Consider the following 17,965-nt stretch of genomic DNA (forward strand, 5'->3'; position numbering starts at 1 on the left):
CTGCTCCCCGCACCCGCGGGGATGGTCCCGACACCAAGGTCGAGTACGAGGACGACGGCGACTGCTCCCCGCAGCCGCGGGGATGGTCCCGCGACGCCGACCCTGGCCGACATCCGGTCCGCCTGCTCCCCGCACCCGCGGGGATGGTCCCGAACCGAGCGGCCCAAGAACCTCCAGATCCGCTGCTCCCCGCACCCGCGGGGATGGCCCCGATACGGCGGGTGTTGGGTGCGACGGGGTCATCTGCTCGCCCGCGTGAGTGGTGGCGCCTGCACCGTGCGCCCACCCCCGGGACCACCGCCCCAGCCGTCACCCCAGCCTCCGTCGGTCGGTCAGTGTCAGCGTCGTAGCCGTCGCCAGCAAGACCGCACCCACCGTCGGGAACAGCAGGCGTAGGTCGGTCAGTTCCACCAGGGCTGCACCCGCCGCCAGTCCGAGGACGTTCGGTGTGAAGATCAGGGTGTTGGCGGTGGCGCTCGCCCGGCCCAGGAGGGGCCCCGGTGTCTCGCGCTGCACCGTCGTCAGGGCGGCGATCAGGGTCGCCGGCATTCCCGCGCCCGCCGCCGCGAAGGACGCCAGGGTCACCGCGTCGTGCGGTACCGCCCGTGCCGTCACCGACACCGCCAGCAGCGCGAGCCCCGTCGCCGCGAACCGGCGCTCGCCCAGGCGGCGCAGCGCGGGTCCCGCCAGCAGGCCGACCGTCACTGAGCCGGCGCCCTGGACGGCGTACAGCGCGCCGGCGTACGCGGGGGAGCGGTCCAGGGAGTCGACGACGGCGTACACCGTCGCCCCGCAGACGCCCGCGCAGAGCATCGTGACGCCGCCCGCGAGGACGAGTGGGCGCAGGCGCGGGTGCCGGCAGAGGTACCGGGCGCCCTCGGCCGTCTGGCGCCGCCAGTTCGCCGCGGGCGGCTCCGGCGGTGTCTCCCGTACCCGCAGGGCCGCGTACAGGCCCGTGGCCAGGACGAACGTCGCCGCGTCCAGTACCGCCACGCTCGCCCCGCCGTACGCCGCGTAGACGCCCGCGCCCGCCAGGGGTGCCACCAGCTTCATGCCCTCGGCCGCGGTCGTGCGCAGCCCGTTGAAGTCGCCGAGCAGGCCGGGGCCGACCGCCGCCGCGACGAGCGCCGACTCGGCCGCGTCGTGGACGACGCCCACCGCGCCGTACACGAACAGCACCGCGAACAGCAGCCACACCCCGTCCGCCGAGTCGACGGCGAACAGGGTGAGGAGGAGGCCCGCGAGGAGGAGGTTGCCGGCTATCAGCAGGGGTTTCCGGCGGACGCGGTCGGCGAGGGTGCCCAGCGCCGGGCCCAGCAGCGTCGGCGTCCACAGTGCGAGTACGCACAGCGCCGCGAGTCCGTCCGAGCCGGTGAGCTCCTTCACCCACACACCGGACGCCAGCCACAGCGCCGAGGTGCCGAAGCCGGACACCACCACCCCGGCGAGATACAGGCCCGCGTTCCGGTCGCGCAGGACGCGGGCCAGGGGCCAGGTCCCCCGCGTCGTCCTCCTGGTGGTTGCCTTCATGTCCGGGATCGTGGTTCTGAGACCCGGGGGCGGGCATCGGGCAGGTGCCCTAGATTCGGGGCCCGCGACCGATGAGTTCCGCGGTCGTGCTCGGTCTACCTCCCGAGAGAGCCGGCCACGCGTCACCGAGGAGCAGCTGATGACCCAGGACATCCCCGCCCCCGCCCCCACGCTCGACCTCGGACCGCAGACGCGGATCGTGGCACGCCTCGCGGAGGGCGTGAGCGACGCATGCCTCGCGGACGCCACGCCGTGCCCGGAGCTGGCCGTCCGCAACCTGCTCGGCCATCTGACCGGCCTGGCCACCGCGTTCCGCGACGCGGCGCGCAAGGACCTGGGCGCCACCACCGACACCAGCCCCGAGGCGAGTACGCCGGACATCGGTCCCGGCTGGCGCGAGGAGCTGCCCAAGGTCCTCGACGAACTCGCCGACGCCTGGCGGGACCCGGAGGCGTGGACCGGCATGACCCGGGCCGGCGGCATCGATCTGCCCGGCGAGGTCGCCGGTGCCGTGGCGGTCGACGAGCTGGTGATCCACGGCTGGGACCTCGCCCGTGCCACCGGTCAGGAGTACGCGCCCGACCCGGCCGCGCTCCAGGTCTCCCACGGCTTCCTGACCGCCGCCGCCGAGGAGCCCGACGGAGGCGGCGGCATCTTCGGCCCCGTCGTCCCCGTCCCCGCCGACGCCCCGCTGCTGGACCGCACGGTCGGCCTGAGCGGCCGCGACCCGGGCTGGACCCGGCCCGCACGGTAGACGGGGCGCACACGGCCGTCAGCCCGGCGGAGCCGCATACGCTCCCCCGTATGACCCTCTCCCTCACCGTCCTCGGCACCGCCTCCCCGCACCCCGCCCCCGGGCGGCCCCGCTCCGGGTATCTGCTGCGTGGTGAGGGCGCCGAGGTGTGGGTGGACGCCGGGGCCGGGACGTTCGCGGAGTTGCAGCGGCACACCGATCCGGCGCGGCTCAGTGCGATATGGATCTCCCACCTGCACGCGGACCACAGCGCCGACCTGCTGTCCGCGGTGTACGCCTTCGCCTACGGCGGCATGACCCCGCCCGCGCCCGTCCCCGTGTACGCCCCGCGGGGCTGCGCCGAGCGCCTGGCCGGGTTCTTCGGGCGTCCCGGCACCGCCTTCCTCGACGGCGTCCTCGACTTCAGGGCCCTGCACGACGGCCACGTGGCCCGCCACGGCGGTCTGCGGATCAGCGCCCGCGCCGTGCGGCACGACACGGAGACCTACGGGCTGCGGGCCGAGTGCGCGGGACGCGTCCTCGCCTACTCCGGAGACAGCGGGCCGTGCGCCGCGCTCACCGGGCTCGCCCGCGACGCCGACCTCTTCCTGTGCGAGGCGGACATCGACACGCATCGCGAAGGCGAACAGGTGCACCTGACGCCCGAGGACGCCGGGAACGCCGCGCGTGAGGCGGGCGCCCGGAGCCTGCTCGTCACCCACGTCGGGCCCACGCTCACCCCCGAGGCGGCGACCGCACGGGCCGCCGCCGCGTTCGGCGGGCCGACCGCCACCGCGCAGGAAGGCCACATCGTCGCCGTCTGACCAGCGGCACCGCACCACCCCGGTGCGAGCAGCCCCCCGTCCGACCAGCGGCCCTCACTTTTCTTCGTCAGAAGCATTGACGCGCCCCCGCGCCCCTCCTACCTTCAACGCGTCGTACTCCGTACGTCATATATGAGACGCGATATGTGAGATCCGAGAGGCGCGCATGACCTCTGTGCCCACGCCCATCCCCTCCCGCACCCAGTACGTGCTGGAGGAGATCAAACGCCGCATCCTCACCGGACGCCTGCCGCCCGGTCAGGCCCTGGTCGAGACCGACCTCGCCGCCCAGTTCGGCGTGTCCAAGACACCCGTCCGCGAGGCGCTCAAGACCCTGGCCGGCACCGGACTGGTCGTGATGAGCCAGTACAAGGGCGTCACCGTGCGCATGGTGGACGCGGACATGGCGCGCGAGGTCTACGACGTCCGGCTGCTGCTGGAGCCCGAGGCGCTCCGGCGTGCCGTGCTCCGGGAAGCCTCGCTGGACGCCGCCCGCGACGCCCTCGACCGGGCCGACCAGGCCACCGACACGGCCGAACGGTCGCTCGCCAACCGCGAGTTCCACCGCGCCCTGTACCTGCCGTGCGGCAACCCGCTGCTCGGCCGGATGCTCGACGAGGTGCGCGACCAGGCCGCCCTCGTCTCGGCCGTCGCCTGGGCGGCCGACCCCTCCTGGGAACGGGAGGCCGGTGAGCACCAGGAGATCCTGCGCCTCGCCCTCGCCGGCGACGCGGACGGCGCGGCCCGCGCCCTGTACGCGCACATCGCGTCCTTCGTCGAGCGGGCTTTTCCCGGGACGGGGACCGAGGCCGAGGGAGAGGGCGGTCAGGGATGACAGCGACGTTCGAGACCCAGCGGGCGGCCCTGGCCGACGTGGTGGCGATCCCGGTGACCCCGTTCGCCGAGGACGGCTCCGTCGACCCCGCCGCCCACCGGGCCCTGCTGCGTCGCCTCCTCGACGCCGGCATCACGACCGTCACCCCGGGCGGCAACACCGGCGAGTTCTACGCCCTGACCCCGGCCGAGCGCCGCCTCGTCACCGAGCTGACCGTCGAGGAGGCCGGCGACGGGGCCGCCGTCCTGGTCGGCGTCGGCCACGACGTGCCCACCGCGGTGGCCTCCGCGCGGCACGCCCGCGAGCTGGGCGCCCAGATGGTGATGGTCCACCAGCCCGTCCACCCGTACGTCTCCCAGGGCGGCTGGGTCGACTACCACCGCGCGATCGCCGAGGCCGTGCCCGAGCTGGGCGTCGTGCCCTATCTGCGCAACGCCCAGCTCCCCGGCGCCCGCCTCGCCGAACTCGCCGACCACTGCCCCAACGTCCTCGGCGTGAAGTACGCCGTCCCCGACGCGGCCCGCTTCGCCGCCTTCGCCCGCGACGCCGGCCTCGAACGCTTCGTGTGGATCGCGGGGCTCGCCGAGCCGTACGCCCCCTCCTACTTCTCCGCGGGCGCCACCGGCTTCACCTCGGGCCTGGTGAACGTCGCCCCGGCCGTCTCGCTGAACATGATCGAAGCGCTCCGCTCCGGCGACTACCCGGCCGCCATGAAGGTCTGGGAGCAGATCCGCCGCTTCGAGGAGCTGCGCGCCGCCAACGGCTCCGCCGACAACGTCACCGTGGTCAAGGAGGCGCTGGCCTCCCTCGGCCTGTGCCGTCGCGAGGTCCGTCCGCCCAGCAAGCCGCTGCCCGAGAGCGAGCGCGCCGAGGTCGCCGCCATCGCCGCGGGGTGGGCGACATGACCGACCGGAAGCGTCCCGAACAGCTCCGCAGCCACCAGTGGTACGGCACCGACGGCCTGCGCTCCTTCAGCCACCGCGCCCGCACCCGCCAGCTCGGCTACCTCCCCGAGGAACACCTCGGCAAGCCCGTCGTCGCCATCCTCAACACCTGGTCCGACATCAACCCCTGCCACGTCCACCTCCGCGACCGCGCCCAGGCCGTGAAGCGCGGGGTGTGGCAGGCGGGCGGCTTTCCGCTGGAGTTCCCGGTCTCCACGCTCAGCGAGACCTTCCAGAAGCCGACCCCGATGCTCTACCGCAACCTCCTCGCCATGGAGACCGAGGAGCTGCTGCGCTCCTACCCGGTCGACGGCGCCGTCCTGATGGGTGGCTGCGACAAGTCCACGCCCGCCCTGCTGATGGGCGCCGCCAGCGTCGACCTGCCCGCCGTGTTCGTGCCCGCCGGTCCCATGCTCCCCGGGCACTGGCGCGGCCGGACCCTCGGTTCCGGCACCGACATGTGGAAGTACTGGGACGACAAGCGGGCCGGCCTCATCGGCGACTGCGAGATGCAGGAACTGGAGAGCGGCCTGGCCCGTTCGCCCGGTCACTGCATGACGATGGGCACCGCCTCCACGCTGACCGCCGCCGCCGAGGCCCTCGGCGTCACCGTCCCGGGCGCCTCCAGCATCCCCGCCGTCGACTCCGGGCACGACCGGATGGCCGCCGCGGCCGGGATGCGCATCGTCGAACTCGTGCACCGGGACCGGAAGCTGAGCGACATCCTCACCGCGGACGCCTTCGAGGACGCCGTCACCACCGTGCTCGGCCTCGGCGGCTCCACCAACGCCGTGATCCATCTGATCGCCATGGCGGGCCGCGCGGGCGTCACCCTCACCCTGGACGACTTCGACCGCATCGCCCGCACCGTCCCCGTACTGGCCAACGTCCGCCCCGGCGGACAGACGTACCTCATGGAGGACTTCCACTTCGCCGGCGGCCTGCCCGGCTTCCTCTCCCGCATCACCGACCTGCTCCACCTGGACCGGCCCACCGTCTCGCACGACACGATGCGCGAGCAGCTCGACGGTGCCCTCGTCCACGACGACGACGTCATCAGGACCCGGCACCAGCCCGTCGCGAGCGAGGGCGGGGTCGCCGTCCTGCGCGGCAACCTCTGCCCGGACGGCGCCGTCATCAAGCACATCGCCGCCGAACCCCACCTGCTCAAGCACACCGGCCCCGCCGTCGTCTTCGACGACTACCGGACCATGCAGCGCACCATCAACGACCCGGACCTGGGCATCACCGCCGACAGCGTGCTGGTGCTGCGCAACTCGGGCCCCAAGGGCGGGCCGGGCATGCCCGAGTACGGCATGCTGCCCATCCCCGACCACCTGCTCAAGCAGGGTGTGCGGGACATGGTGCGGATCTCCGACGCCCGCATGAGCGGCACCAGTTACGGCGCGTGCGTGCTGCACGTGGCACCCGAGTCGTACGTCGGCGGGCCGCTCGCGCTGGTGCGCACCGGCGACTCGATCACCCTCGACGTCGAGGCGCGCTCCCTGCACCTGAACGTCGACGACGACGAGCTGGAGCGCCGCAGGGCCGCGTGGACGCCGCCGCCCGCCCGCTACGAGCGCGGCTACGGCGCCCTCTACGACGAACAGATCACCCAGGCCGACACCGGCTGCGACTTCGCGTTCCTCGCCCGCCCGGGCACCGTGCCGGACCCGTACGCCGGCTGACCCCGCCACGGCGGGACACCGCACACCCATGGCCGTGGAGAAAGCGCTTCCCCCTCGCGCACGCACCGTACGACGCAGACGCACCAGAACGGAGAACTGTCATGGCCCAAGCCGCAGCCGTGGCGAAACCGCCCGCGCCACCCCGGCGGCGCCGCCGTGCCTCCGCCACACCGCGCAGGCTCCCGTACCTGCTGATCGGGCCCGCCGCCCTGCTGATGCTGGGCTTCATCGCGTACCCGGTCATCAGCGTCTTCTACTACAGCCTCCAGGACTACAACCCCACCAAGCCGTGGCGGAACGGCTTCGCGGGCCTCGACAACTTCGTGCGGATCTTCACCGACGACCCGCAGTTCTGGGACACCCTCGTCTTCAGCGCCAAGTGGGTATTCGTCGAGGTCGGCCTCCAGCTCCTGTTCGGCCTGGCCCTGGCGCTCATCGTCAACCAGACCTTCGTGGGCCGCGGCATCGGACGGGCCCTGGTCTTCTCCCCGTGGGCCGTCTCCGGCGTGCTGACCTCCGCGATCTGGGTGCTGCTCTACAACTCCCAGACCGGCGTGTCCCGTTACCTCGCCGACCTGGGCATCGGCTCCTACGGCACCAGCTGGCTGTCGGACACCTCGACCGTGTTCTCCGCGGCGGTCGTCGCCGACCTGTGGCGCGGCGTGCCCTTCTTCGCGATCCTCATCCTCGCCGACCTCCAGTCCGTCTCGAAGGACCTCTACGAGGCCGCCGAGGTCGACGGGGCCAGCCGCATCAAGCAGTTCTGGCACATCACGCTGCCGCACCTGAAGGACGCCATCATCCTGTCCACGCTGCTGCGTGCGGTGTGGGAGTTCAACAACGTCGACCTGCTCTACACCCTGACCGGCGGCGGACCCGCGGGCGAGACCACGACCCTGCCCCTCTACATCGCCAACACCAGTGTCGACGCCCACGACTTCGGCTACGCGTCGGCCCTCACCACGGTCGCGTTCGTGATCCTGCTCTTCTGCTCGATCGTCTATCTGCGGCTGAGCAAGTTCGGAGGCGAGAACAAGTGATCACCAAGGAGGCCCCCGCGCCCGCCCCCGCACCCGCGCGGGCCGGCCTGGAACCGCCGCGCCCCGCGAAGACGCGCCCCGCCTGGGACGAGGTGCCCCGCTGGCAGATCTACCTGCCGCTCGGGATCTACCTGGTCTTCACCCTGATCCCGTTCTACTGGATCCTGCTCTTCGCGGTCCGCCCGGCCGGCTCGACCTCGCTCGTGCCCTGGCCGGTCACCTTCGAACACTTCGAGAAGGTGTGGACCGACCGCAGCTTCGGCACCTTCTTCCAGAACAGCCTCATGGTCGGCCTCGCCACCCTGGTCATGACGACGCTCGTCGCCCTGGCCGGCGGCTACGCCCTCGCCCGGTTCGACTTCGCGGCCAAGCGGGGCTTCATGCTCGCCCTGCTCTGCTCCCAGTTCGTGCCCGGCGCGCTGCTGCTGGTCCCGCTGTTCGAGATCTTCGCCGAGCTCCGGATGATCAACTCGCTGGTCAGCGTCATCATCGCCGAGACGGTCTTCCAGCTGCCGCTGTCGATGATCCTCATCAGCAACTTCATCAAGAACGTGCCGTACTCCCTGGAGGAGGCCGCCTGGGTCGACGGCTGCGGCAGGTTCCGGGCCTTTCGTGTCGTCGTGCTGCCGCTGCTGCGGCCGGGTCTGATCGCCGTCGGCTCCTTCGCCTTCGTGCACTCCTGGAACCACTTCCTGTTCGCCCTGATGTTCCTCAACAACCAGGACAAGCAGACCATCCCGGTCGGCCTCAACACCCTGATGAGCGCGGACAGCGTCGACCTCGGCGCGCTCGCCGCCGGCGGCATCATCGCCGCCGTCCCCGTGGTGATCGTGTTCGCCTTCATCCAGAAGTGGCTGATCACCGGCTTCAGCGCGGGGGCGGTGAAGGGATGAGCGCCGTTCCCGTCGTCCTCGCCGGTGCCCGCGGCCACGGCCGCTGGCACGTCGCCAACATCCGCCGCCTGGAGCGGGCGGGCCTGGTCCGGCTCGCCGGCGTCTGCGAGCTCACCTCGCTGACCGAGGAGGAAGCCGGCGGTGAACTCCCCGAGCAGTCCCCCGACTTCGGGGCCCTGCTCGACTCCACCGGCGCCCGGATCGCCGTGATCTGCACGCCGATCCCCACCCACACCGACCTCGCGCTGACCGCTGCCCGCCGTGGCGTCCACCTGCTGCTGGAGAAGCCCCCGGCGCCGTCGTACGCCGAGTTCCGGCGCATGGCCGACGGGGTCGCCGAGGCCGGCGTCGCCTGCCAGGTCGGGTTCCAGTCGCTGGGCTCGCACGCCGTGCCGGCGATCCGCGCGCTGATCGCCGAGGGCGCGGTCGGCGAGGTCGTGGGCGTCGGCGGGGCCGGGGCCTGGGTGCGTGACGAGGCCTACTTCCGCCGGGCGCCCTGGGCGGGGAAGCGGCGGCTGGGCGGCGCCGACGTGATCGACGGCGCGCTGACCAACCCCCTCGCGCACGCCGTCGCCACCGCCCTCGCGCTGGGCGGCACCGCACGCGCCGAGGACGTCGCCGGCATCGAGACCGAGCTGAGCCACGCCAACGACATCGAGGCCGACGACACCTCCTGCGTCCGGATCACCACCACCCGGGGCCACCGCGTCACCGTCGCCGCGACCCTGTGCGCGGAGCGGGCCGGCGAACCGTACGTCCTGGTGCACGGCAGCAGCGGCCGGATCACCTTCTGGTACAAGCAGGACCGCGTCCTGCTCCAGCGCGCCGGACACGGCCCCGAGGAGTACGACCACGGCCGCACCGACCTGCTGGAGAACCTGGTCGGCCATCTCACCACCGGCGCCGCGCTGCTGGTCCCGCCGGAGGAGACCGGCGCGTTCATGCGGGTCGTCGAGGCGATCCGCCGGGCCCCCGACCCCGAGGCGCTGCCCGACGGGGCCTGGCACCGCGTCCCGGGCGAGGGGCGCCGCGTGGTCCCCGGCGTCGACGGACTCGTGACCGCCGCCGCCGACACCCTCTCCCTGTACTCCGAACTCGGCGCCCCGTGGGCCGCGCGCACGGAGCAGCCGCTGAACGAGGTGAGCACCCGATGACCGGCACCGCATCCCCGGTACTGCGCGTGGCGGGCCGTCCCGTCGGCCGGTACGCCGTCCGGCCCGAGCTGCCCGGCCGGCTCTCCCCGCGCCCCCACCTGCACCCCGTCACCACCCTGGCCGGCACCGTGGTCACCGAGTTCAGCCCTGCCGACCACCTCCATCACCTCGGCGTCGGTGTCGCCGTTCCCGACGTCGAGGGCCACAACTTCTGGGGCGGGCGCACCTACGTCCAGGGCCGGGGGCCGACCGAGCTCGACAACCACGGCGCCCAGCGGCACACCGCCTTCCAGCTCCGCGACCCCGGCGGCTTCGTCGAGGAGCTGCGCTGGGTCGCCGCCGGCACCGAGCTGCTGCGCGAGCGCCGCACCGTCGCGGCCACCGGACTCAGCGACACCGCGTGGGCGCTGGACCTCACCTTCTCCCTCACCAACGTCACCCCGGACCCCCTCACCCTCGGCAGCCCCGCCACCAACGGGCGCCCCGGGGCGGCCTACGGCGGGTTCTTCTGGCGGGCCCGCAAGGAGAGCACGGCCCCGCACGTCTTCACCGCCGACCGGGAGGGGGAGGAGAACGTCCACGGCCGCCCCGCCGACTGGCTCGCCCTGACCGGCGCCACCTGGTCACTGGTGTTCGCCGGCGCCACCGAACGCACCCGGCGCGACCCGTGGTTCGTGCGCACCGAGGAGTACCCGGGCGTCGGCTCCTCCCTCGCCCACGACGCGCGGCTGCCGCTCGCCCCCGGCGACACGCTCGTCCGCCGCGTCGTCACCGTCGTCGCCGACGGCCGCCTCGACACGGACGGCGCCGCGAGCCTCGTACGCAGGGCGGTGGCGCCGTGACTCCCGAGCCCACGGAAGCCGGTGGCGCCGTGACCCCCGAGCGCACGCGAGGCCGTGGCGCCGGTACCCCCGAGGCCGCTGACACCTACACCAACCCCGTCCTGAACGCCGACTGGTCCGACCCGGACGTGATCCGCGTCGGCGACGACTTCTACCTCACCGCCTCCAGCTTCGGCCGCGCCCCCGGCCTGCCGCTGCTGCACTCCCGGGACCTGGTCAACTGGACCCTCGTCGGCCACGCGCTGGAGCGCCTGGGACCGGCGGACACCTTCGCCGCGCCCCGGCACGACGCCGGCGTCTGGGCCCCGTCCCTGCGTCACCACGACGGCCGCTTCTGGATCTTCTGGGGCGACCCCGACCAGGGCGTCTTCCAGGTCAACGCCCCCGACGTCCGGGGCCCGTGGAGCGTGCCGCACCTGGTGAAGGCCGGCCGGGGCCTGATCGACCCGTGCCCCCTGTGGGACGAGGAGACCGGCGACGCCTGGCTCGTGCACGCCTGGGCCCGCTCCCGCTCCGGCGTCAAGAACCGCCTCACCGGCCACCGCATGCACCCCGACGGCACCCGGCTCCTCGACGAGGGCGAGGTGATCGTGGACGGCGACCGCATCCCCGGCTGGTTCACCCTGGAGGGCCCCAAGCTGTACCGGCACGACGGCTGGTTCTGGATCCTGGCGCCCGCCGGGGGAGTGGAGACCGGCTGGCAGGGCGCCCTCCGCTCCCGCGACTTCTTCGGCCCGTACGAGGAGAAGGTCGTCCTGGAGCAGCAGGACACCGACGTCAACGGCCCCCACCAGGGCGGCTGGGTACGCACGCCGTCCGGCGAGGACTGGTTCCTGCACTTCCAGCAGCGCGGCGCGTACGGCAGGGTCGTCCACCTCCAGCCGATGACCTGGGGCCCCGACGGCTGGCCGGTGCTCGGTGACGACGGCGCCCCGGTGACCGTCCACCGGCGTCCCGCCCTGCCGCCGCAGCCGCCCGCCGCGCCCGCGACCGACGACGACTTCCCCGGCGGACGGTACGGACACCAGTGGTCGTGGACGGCCGACCCCGGCGACGGCTGGGCCACCCGGCACCCCGGGGACGGGCTGAGGCTCGCCTGCGTCCGCACGGCCGACGCGCACGACCTGCGCAGGCTGCCGAACGTCCTGACGCAGCGGCTGCCCGGCCCGCCGTCGGCCGTCGAGGTGGAACTGCGCCTGGACAGCGCGGAGCCGGGCGCTCGGGCCGGGCTCGCGGTGCTCGGCGACGCCTACCGCTGGATCGGGCTCCAGCGGAGCGCGGACGGGGCGGCGCACCTGGTGCACCGGTTCGCCGAGCCGGTGTCCGAGGCCGAGCGCGACGCCGACCACCCCCGCGTCGCACCCGACGGGCGGGTACGGCTGCGCGTCGAGACGGCGCCCGGGGCCCGCTGCTGTTTCTCCTACGACCTCGGCGACGGCCACCGGCCCACCGGCCAGGTCTTCGCCGCCACCCCGTGGCGCTGGGTCGGCGCCCTGCTCGGCCTGTTCGCGCTCGCACCCGCCGGCCGAGGGTCCGCGGGGGCCGCCGAGTTCACGCGGTTCCGCGTCGTCGCCGCCCACTGAACCACCCGAGGCACCGACCGCTCACGCCCCCCACGCCGTTCAGCACCGCACTGTTGGATCCAGCAGAAGAGAGCCGACCAATGAAGATCAGCATGCGCAGCAGCAGAAGCACCGGCAGGCGCCGCACGTCCGCCGCCGTCGCCCTGGGGGCCGTGCTCGCGCTGACCGCCACCGCCTGCGGTGACGACGGCAGCGGGGCGGGCGGCGACAAGGGCGCCGAGGGCAGCGGCGAGGGGAAGATCGTCTTCTGGGACAACAACGGCGGCATCCGCACCGCCGTGTGGAAGGAGATCATCGCCGACTTCGAGAAGGCGAACCCGGGCATCGACGTCGAGTACGTCGGCATCGCCGCCACCGAGTACCAGTCCAAGGTCGACACCGCCATCCAGGGCGGCGGCCTGCCCGACGTCGGCGGCGTCGGCGCGGCGATGCTCGCCGGGTTCTCCGCGCAGAACGCGCTGGAGCCGCTCGACAACCGGCTCACCGGGTCGTCCCTGAACGGCAGGGTCAACAAGGACATGATCGAGTCGCTGCGGGCGGCCGGCGGCGGCGACGGCCGGCTGTACTCGGTGCCGACCTCGGCGAACAACGGCGTCCTCTACTACCGCACCGACCTGTTCGACAAGGCGGGCCTTCAGGCGCCGACGACCTGGGACGCCTTCTACACGGCGGCGGAGAAGCTGACCGCCGCGGGCAGGAACGAGTTCGGCTACACCATCCGCGGCGGCTCCGGCTCCATCGCCCAGGCGCTCGACGCGATGTACGGGCAGTCCGGCATCACCTCGTTCTGGGACGCGGACAAGAAGAAGACCACCGTCAACGACCCGAGGAACGTGGAGGCGTTGGAGAAGTACGCGGCCCTCTACAAGAAGGTCACGCCGGCCGCCGACGTCAACAACGACTTCGCCAAGATGGTCGCGCAGTGGGACTCCGGCACGATCGGCATGCTCAACCACAACCTGGGCTCCTACCAGGACCATGTGAAGGCGCTCGGCGCCGGTACGTTCCGCGGCATCCCGCAGCCGGTCGGCGCCTCCGGCAAGCGGGTCCAGGTCTCCAACCCGGTCGACGGGCTCGGGCTGTTCAAGAGCTCCAGGAACAAGGAGGCCGCCTGGAAGTTCATCGAGTTCGCGACCTCGAAGGAGCAGAACTCGAAGTTCAACGAGTCGGCCGGGCAGGTGCCGTCGAACACGGACGCGGCGAAGGACGCGTGGATCTCGAAGGCCGAGCCGACGAAGCTGGCCGCGGAGGCGCTGAACGACGGGTCCACGACCATCGTCCAACTGCCGTACTACCTGCCGGACTGGAACACCATCTCCAAGGCGGACAACGAGCCGAATTTCCAGAAGGTGCTGCTCGGGAAGACGAGCGCGAAGGCGTTCCTGGACACGGTGGCGGAGCAGCTGAACGAGGCGCAGGCCGAGTGGAACGAGCGGCTGGGTTCCTGAAAGGCCGCCCCCCGTTCCCGAACGGCCGTCCCCGACAGTCCCCGAACCCGCGAAGGAGAGCCGCACCATGAGCACCCAGAGATGGCATAGGCATGCCATAAGCAGAGTGGCCGCGCTGGCCGGCTGCACCGCCCTCGTGCTGAGCGCGACCGCCGCCACCGCCGGGGCCCGCCCCGGCCACCACCACTCCCAGGACGTCGCCCGGCAGACGCTGCCGGCCAACGACGGCTGGGCCTCCCAGGGCGCCGGCACCACCGGCGGGGCCGCCGCCGACGCCGCGCACGTGTACACGGTCACCACCTGGGCCGAGTTCAGGGCCGCCCTCGCCGCCGGCGGCGACGCGCCGAGGATCATCAAGGTGAAGGGCACCATCGACGCCGTCTCCGAGGGCTGCGACGCCTTCGCCGCCCCCGGCTACGACTTCGACGCCTACCTGGAGACGTACGCGCCCGAGACCTGGGGCCTGGACACCGACCTGAGCGGCGAGCCCGACGACAGCCCCGAGGGCCTGCGCCGCGCCTCCGCCGCCCGGCAGGACCAGGCGGTCAAGGCGAACGTCCCGGCCGACACCACCGTCATCGGCATCGGCAAGAACGCCGGACTCAAGGGCGCCAGCCTCCAGATCAAGGGCGTCGACAACGTCATCGTCCGCAACTTCACCTTCGAGAGCCCCGTCGACTGCTTCCCGCAGTGGGACCCCACGGACGGCGACCGGGGCAACTGGAACTCCGAGTACGACAGCGCCGTCGTGTACGGCTCCACCCGTGTATGGCTGGACCACAACACCTTCACCGACGGCGAGCACCCCGACAGCGCGGCGCCCACCCACTTCGGCATGCTCTACCAGCAGCACGACGGCCAGCTGGACGTCGTCAGGGGCGCCGACCTCGTCACCGCCTCCTGGAACGTCTTCACCGAGCACGACAAGACGATCCTCATCGGCAACAGCGACAGCGAGTCCACCGCCGTCGGCGACCGCGGCCACCTCAAAGTGACCTTCCACCACAACCTGTTCGAGAACCTGGTCGAGCGCGCGCCCCGCGTCCGCTTCGGCCAGGTCGACGTCTACAACAACCACTTCGTGGCCTCCGACGACTACGCCTACAGCTTCGGCGTCGGCAAGGAGTCCGCGCTCGTCGCCGAGCACAACGCCTTCACGCTCCCGGCCGGGACCAGCGCCGCACAGGTCCTGAAGAAGTGGAGCGAGGCACCGGTCACCGCCGCCCACAACCAGGTCAACGGCCGCACCGTCGACCTGATCGCGGTGCACAACGCCCAGCTCCCGGGCGAGACCCTGCGGTCGGGCGCGGGCTGGACCCCCACCCTGCGCACCCAGGTCCTCCCGGCGAGGGCCGTCCCCGCGGTCGTCGACCACGGCGCGGGCGCCGGCCGCCTGCGCTGAGGCGCCATCGGAACCGGGCCGGGGCCCGCACCGCCCCGGCCCGCCCACCCCCGGACGCTCCGGGACGAACTGGCCGACTTGGCGCGATCTTTGCCAGATAAAGAGGTACCGATCGGGCCACACCCCTCGCGCAGCCGGGGGTGACGCGCGTAGAAACGTGTCTCATGCATAGACCACTGCGCATCGCCGCCGTCACCGCCGCCTGCGCCGTCGCCGGTGCCGCCCTCTACGGCACGGGTGCGGCCACCGCCGGCCAGTCGACGGCCAACTCCACCCACGAGCCCTACAACATCGGGCAGCTGACCAAGGACATCGACACCTACTACGGCACCACGGCCGACGCCGACGGTGTCTACCAGGCGTCCCCGCACAGCCAGTACGCCAAGGACCTGGCGAGCATCGACGCCGCGGCCAGGAAGCAGATCGACAAGGCCGCCCGCACCGCCGCGCACCACCGGGGCGAGCGTCCGGCGGTCGTCTTCGACATCGACGACACCCTGCTGCTCAGCCTCGACTACGAGAAGAAGAACAACTACGGCTACGACGGCGCCACCTGGGCCGCCTACGTCAACAAGGCCGACCGCCCGGCCGTGTTCGGCAGCCCCGCCCTCGCACGCTACGCGGAGAAGAAGGGCGTCGAGGTCTTCTACAACTCCGGCCTGGGCGAGGCCCAGCGCGCCGCCGCCGTCGAGAACCTGAAGAAGGTGGGCGCCGACGTGAACCTCGACGCCGGCCACATGTTCCTCAAGGACAAGGCGAACCCGCCGTCCTACCTGTCCCACTGCGCCACTCCGGGCACCTGGACCTGCACCACCGTGCAGTTCAAGGCGGGCACCCGCCGCCACATCGAGCGGGACCTCGGGTACGACATCGTCGCCAACTTCGGCGACCAGTACTCCGACCTCCAGGGCGGCTACGCGGACCGCACCTACAAGCTGCCCAACCCGACGTACTTCGTCGAGTGACCTCCGCGGTCCGGTGAACGCAGCGCCCCCGCCGGTCGTCACCGGCGGGGGCGCCGGCTAGTTGAGCGCCGCCTTCATCATCGCCTTGGCCACCGGGGCCGCCAGGCCGTTGCCGCTGACCTCGGAGCGGGCCGCGTCGGACTGCTCGACGAGGACGGCCACGGCGACCTCGTCGTCCGACGAGCCGGACTTGGCGTAGGACGTGAACCAGGCGTACGGCGTCTTGCTGTTCTTCTCGCCGTGCTGGGCCGTGCCCGTCTTGCCGCCCACGGTCGCGCCGGGGATCTGCGCGTTCGACCCCGTGCCCTCGTCGACCACCGTCCGCATGGCCGACTGGAGCTGTTCGGCGGTGGAGGAGCTGACGATCTGCTGCGTCTCCGCCGAGTCGTCGTAGTTCTCCAGCACGTCGCCGTCACCGCCGGTGATCTGCGAGACCATGTGCGGCGAGACCAGCTTGCCGTCGTTGGCAATGGCCGCGGACACCATGGCCATCTGGAGCGGTGTCGCCGTCACGTCGAACTGGCCGATGCCCGTCAGGGCGGTCGACGACCGGTCCATGTCCTTCGGGTACACGCTCGGGTAGGCCCGCACCGGCACGTCCCGCTTCTCGTCGTTGAAGCCGAACTTCTCCGCCGTCGCCCGCAGCTTGTCCTGGCCCAGGTCCACCGCCATCTTCGCGAAGACGTTGTTGCACGAGTACTGGAGCGCGGTGCGGATCGTGGCGTTCTCGCAGGGGGCGTTCGGGTTCTCGTTGGACAGGTCCGTGCTGGTGTCCGGCAGCTGGTACGGGTCCGGGCTGTCGGTCCTCGTGTCGACCGACCCGTACAGCCCGTCCTCCAGCGCGGCCGCCGCGACGACGAGCTTGAACGTCGAGCCCGGCGGCAGCGGCTGGCGCAGCGCGCGGTTGGTCAGCGGCTTGTCCGGGTCGCTCGTGAGCTGCTGCCACGCCTCACCGGCGGTGTTGGCGTCGGTCAGCGACGAGGGGTCGTACGACGGGGTGGAGACGACCGCGAGGATCCGGCCCGTCTTCGGGTCGATCGCGACGGCGGCGCCCTTCTTGTCGCCCAGCGCCTTCAGCCCGGCCTTCTGCACCTTCGGGTCGATCGTCGTGATCACGTTGCCCGGGTCGGCCCGCCGGCCGGTGACCGTGTCCATGACGGTCTTCAGCCGCGGATCGGTGCCGTTGAGCAGGTCCTGGTAGATGCCCTCCAGCTGTGTCGGCGCGTACGCCTGCGAGGCGTAGCCCGTCACCGCCGAGTACAGCTCTCCGTCCGTGTACGACCGCTTGTAGGTGAGGTCGCCGTCCTTCGTCGGCGCCGATCCGGTGACCGAGCGTCCGGCCACGATGATGTTCCCGAGCGGCTCCGCGTACGTCTCGATCGCGTTGCGCCGGTTGTCCTTGTCGTCCGCGAGCGCCCGGCCGTCGTAAAACTGCACCCAGGTCGCCCGCACCAGCAGAGCGAACACCAGGAGCAGCGTGAAGACCGATGCGCGCCTGATCGTCTTGTTCATCCCGCCCACAGGACGAACGGACGGGGGCGGATCGTTCCCATGCGCCCCGTTTTCTCATCGTCCGTTCATGTAACCGGTTTCGCGAAGCCGGCCTCGTAGGCCCGGATGACCGCCTGGGTGCGGTCGCGTGTGCCGGTCTTGGCGAGCACCGACGCCACGTGCGTCTTCACCGTGGCCGGCCCCACCCGCATCCGCTCGGCGATCTCGGCGTTGGTCAGCCCGGTCGCCATCAGCCGCAGCACCTCGCTCTCACGTTCCGTGAGCCGCGCCACCCACGCGGGCGGGGCGGGTCTCTCGCGCGCGTGCTCGGCCGCCAGCGTCCGCACCGCCGACGGGAACAGCAGCGTGTCGCTGCGCGCCACCAGCCTGACGGCGTGGACGAGCGTGTCGGCGTCGGCCCGCTTGAGCAGGAAGCCGGCGGCCCCGGCGCGCAGCGCGTCGTAGACGTAGGAGTCGTTCTCGAACGTGGTGACCACGACGACGCGCGGCGGTTCGGCGAGCGTGGCGAGGATCCGCCCGGTGGCGCGGATGCCGTCGACCCCGGGCATGCGGACGTCCATGAGGACGACGTC

Annotated in this window: 16 protein-coding genes; 13 read left to right on the top strand and 3 right to left on the bottom strand. The window is 72.4% G+C overall.

Annotated elements, in window-relative coordinates; all coding sequences use genetic code 11:
• Positions 1 to 309 precede the first annotated feature (309 nt).
• Positions 310 to 1,530, bottom strand: coding sequence for an MFS transporter (locus tag GTW67_RS15530; protein ID WP_161165409.1), 1,221 nt, complete (start codon positions 1,528 to 1,530; stop codon positions 310 to 312).
• A gap of 139 nt (positions 1,531 to 1,669) precedes the next feature.
• Here GTW67_RS15530 and GTW67_RS15535 point away from each other — a divergent pair, with 139 nt between their 5' ends.
• The 13 genes from GTW67_RS15535 (at position 1,670) to GTW67_RS15595 (ending at position 15,881) form a co-directional block, all read left to right on the top strand.
• Positions 1,670 to 2,284: a TIGR03086 family metal-binding protein gene (locus GTW67_RS15535; protein ID WP_161165410.1), complete on the top strand. Its 615-nt coding sequence runs from the start codon at positions 1,670 to 1,672 to the stop codon at positions 2,282 to 2,284.
• 50 nt (positions 2,285 to 2,334) lie between these two features.
• Positions 2,335 to 3,087 (top strand): MBL fold metallo-hydrolase, encoded by a 753-nt coding sequence (locus GTW67_RS15540; RefSeq protein ID WP_161165411.1) that lies wholly within the window; start codon positions 2,335 to 2,337, stop codon positions 3,085 to 3,087.
• A 166-nt stretch (positions 3,088 to 3,253) separates the two neighbouring features.
• The gene (locus GTW67_RS15545) at positions 3,254 to 3,922 is read left to right on the top strand and encodes a GntR family transcriptional regulator (RefSeq protein WP_161165412.1); all 669 of its coding nucleotides are present in this window, start codon (positions 3,254 to 3,256) and stop codon (positions 3,920 to 3,922) included.
• Entirely contained in the window at positions 3,919 to 4,827 is a 909-nt protein-coding gene (locus GTW67_RS15550; protein ID WP_161165413.1) for a dihydrodipicolinate synthase family protein, read from the top strand. The genes GTW67_RS15545 and GTW67_RS15550 overlap by 4 nt, the downstream gene beginning before the upstream one ends.
• Positions 4,824 to 6,554 (top strand): L-arabinonate dehydratase, encoded by a 1,731-nt coding sequence (gene araD, locus GTW67_RS15555; protein ID WP_161165414.1) that lies wholly within the window; start codon positions 4,824 to 4,826, stop codon positions 6,552 to 6,554. Before GTW67_RS15550 ends, araD begins: the two co-directional genes overlap by 4 nt.
• A 101-nt stretch (positions 6,555 to 6,655) precedes the next feature.
• Positions 6,656 to 7,594 carry a carbohydrate ABC transporter permease gene (locus GTW67_RS15560; RefSeq protein ID WP_161165415.1) on the top strand — a complete coding sequence of 313 codons (939 nt, stop codon included), beginning with the start codon at positions 6,656 to 6,658 and terminating at the stop codon, positions 7,592 to 7,594.
• The gene (locus GTW67_RS15565; RefSeq protein WP_161165416.1) at positions 7,591 to 8,487 is read left to right on the top strand and encodes an ABC transporter permease subunit; all 897 of its coding nucleotides are present in this window, start codon (positions 7,591 to 7,593) and stop codon (positions 8,485 to 8,487) included. Before GTW67_RS15560 ends, GTW67_RS15565 begins: the two co-directional genes overlap by 4 nt.
• Entirely contained in the window at positions 8,484 to 9,641 is a 1,158-nt protein-coding gene (locus GTW67_RS15570; protein ID WP_161165417.1) for a Gfo/Idh/MocA family protein, read from the top strand. Before GTW67_RS15565 ends, GTW67_RS15570 begins: the two co-directional genes overlap by 4 nt.
• Positions 9,638 to 10,483 (top strand): DUF6807 domain-containing protein, encoded by an 846-nt coding sequence (locus GTW67_RS15575; protein WP_161165418.1) that lies wholly within the window; start codon positions 9,638 to 9,640, stop codon positions 10,481 to 10,483. Before GTW67_RS15570 ends, GTW67_RS15575 begins: the two co-directional genes overlap by 4 nt.
• Positions 10,484 to 10,512: 29 nt before the next feature.
• Positions 10,513 to 12,066, top strand: coding sequence for a family 43 glycosylhydrolase (locus GTW67_RS15580; protein ID WP_161165424.1), 1,554 nt, complete (start codon positions 10,513 to 10,515; stop codon positions 12,064 to 12,066).
• 80 nt (positions 12,067 to 12,146) lie between these two features.
• Entirely contained in the window at positions 12,147 to 13,514 is a 1,368-nt protein-coding gene (locus GTW67_RS15585; protein WP_161165419.1) for an ABC transporter substrate-binding protein, read from the top strand.
• A 67-nt stretch (positions 13,515 to 13,581) separates the two neighbouring features.
• Complete coding sequence (locus tag GTW67_RS15590) at positions 13,582 to 14,916, top strand: pectate lyase family protein (RefSeq protein ID WP_161165420.1); 1,335 nt, start codon at positions 13,582 to 13,584, stop codon at positions 14,914 to 14,916.
• A gap of 164 nt (positions 14,917 to 15,080) precedes the next feature.
• Positions 15,081 to 15,881 carry an HAD family acid phosphatase gene (locus GTW67_RS15595; RefSeq protein WP_161165421.1) on the top strand — a complete coding sequence of 267 codons (801 nt, stop codon included), beginning with the start codon at positions 15,081 to 15,083 and terminating at the stop codon, positions 15,879 to 15,881.
• Between the two features lie 57 nt (positions 15,882 to 15,938).
• Here GTW67_RS15595 and GTW67_RS15600 read toward each other — a convergent pair whose 3' ends face one another.
• Both GTW67_RS15600 and GTW67_RS15605 read right to left on the bottom strand, forming a co-directional pair.
• On the bottom strand, positions 15,939 to 17,393 hold the full coding sequence (locus tag GTW67_RS15600; protein WP_161165422.1) for a peptidoglycan D,D-transpeptidase FtsI family protein: 1,455 nt from the start codon (positions 17,391 to 17,393) through the stop codon (positions 15,939 to 15,941).
• Between the two features lie 65 nt (positions 17,394 to 17,458).
• The coding region (locus GTW67_RS15605) for a response regulator transcription factor (RefSeq protein WP_161165423.1) at positions 17,459 to 17,965 on the bottom strand (507 nt) is incomplete at its 5' end.

The organism is Streptomyces sp. SID5910, from assembly GCF_009862125.1.
Classification (GTDB): Bacteria; Actinomycetota; Actinomycetes; order Streptomycetales; family Streptomycetaceae; genus Streptomyces.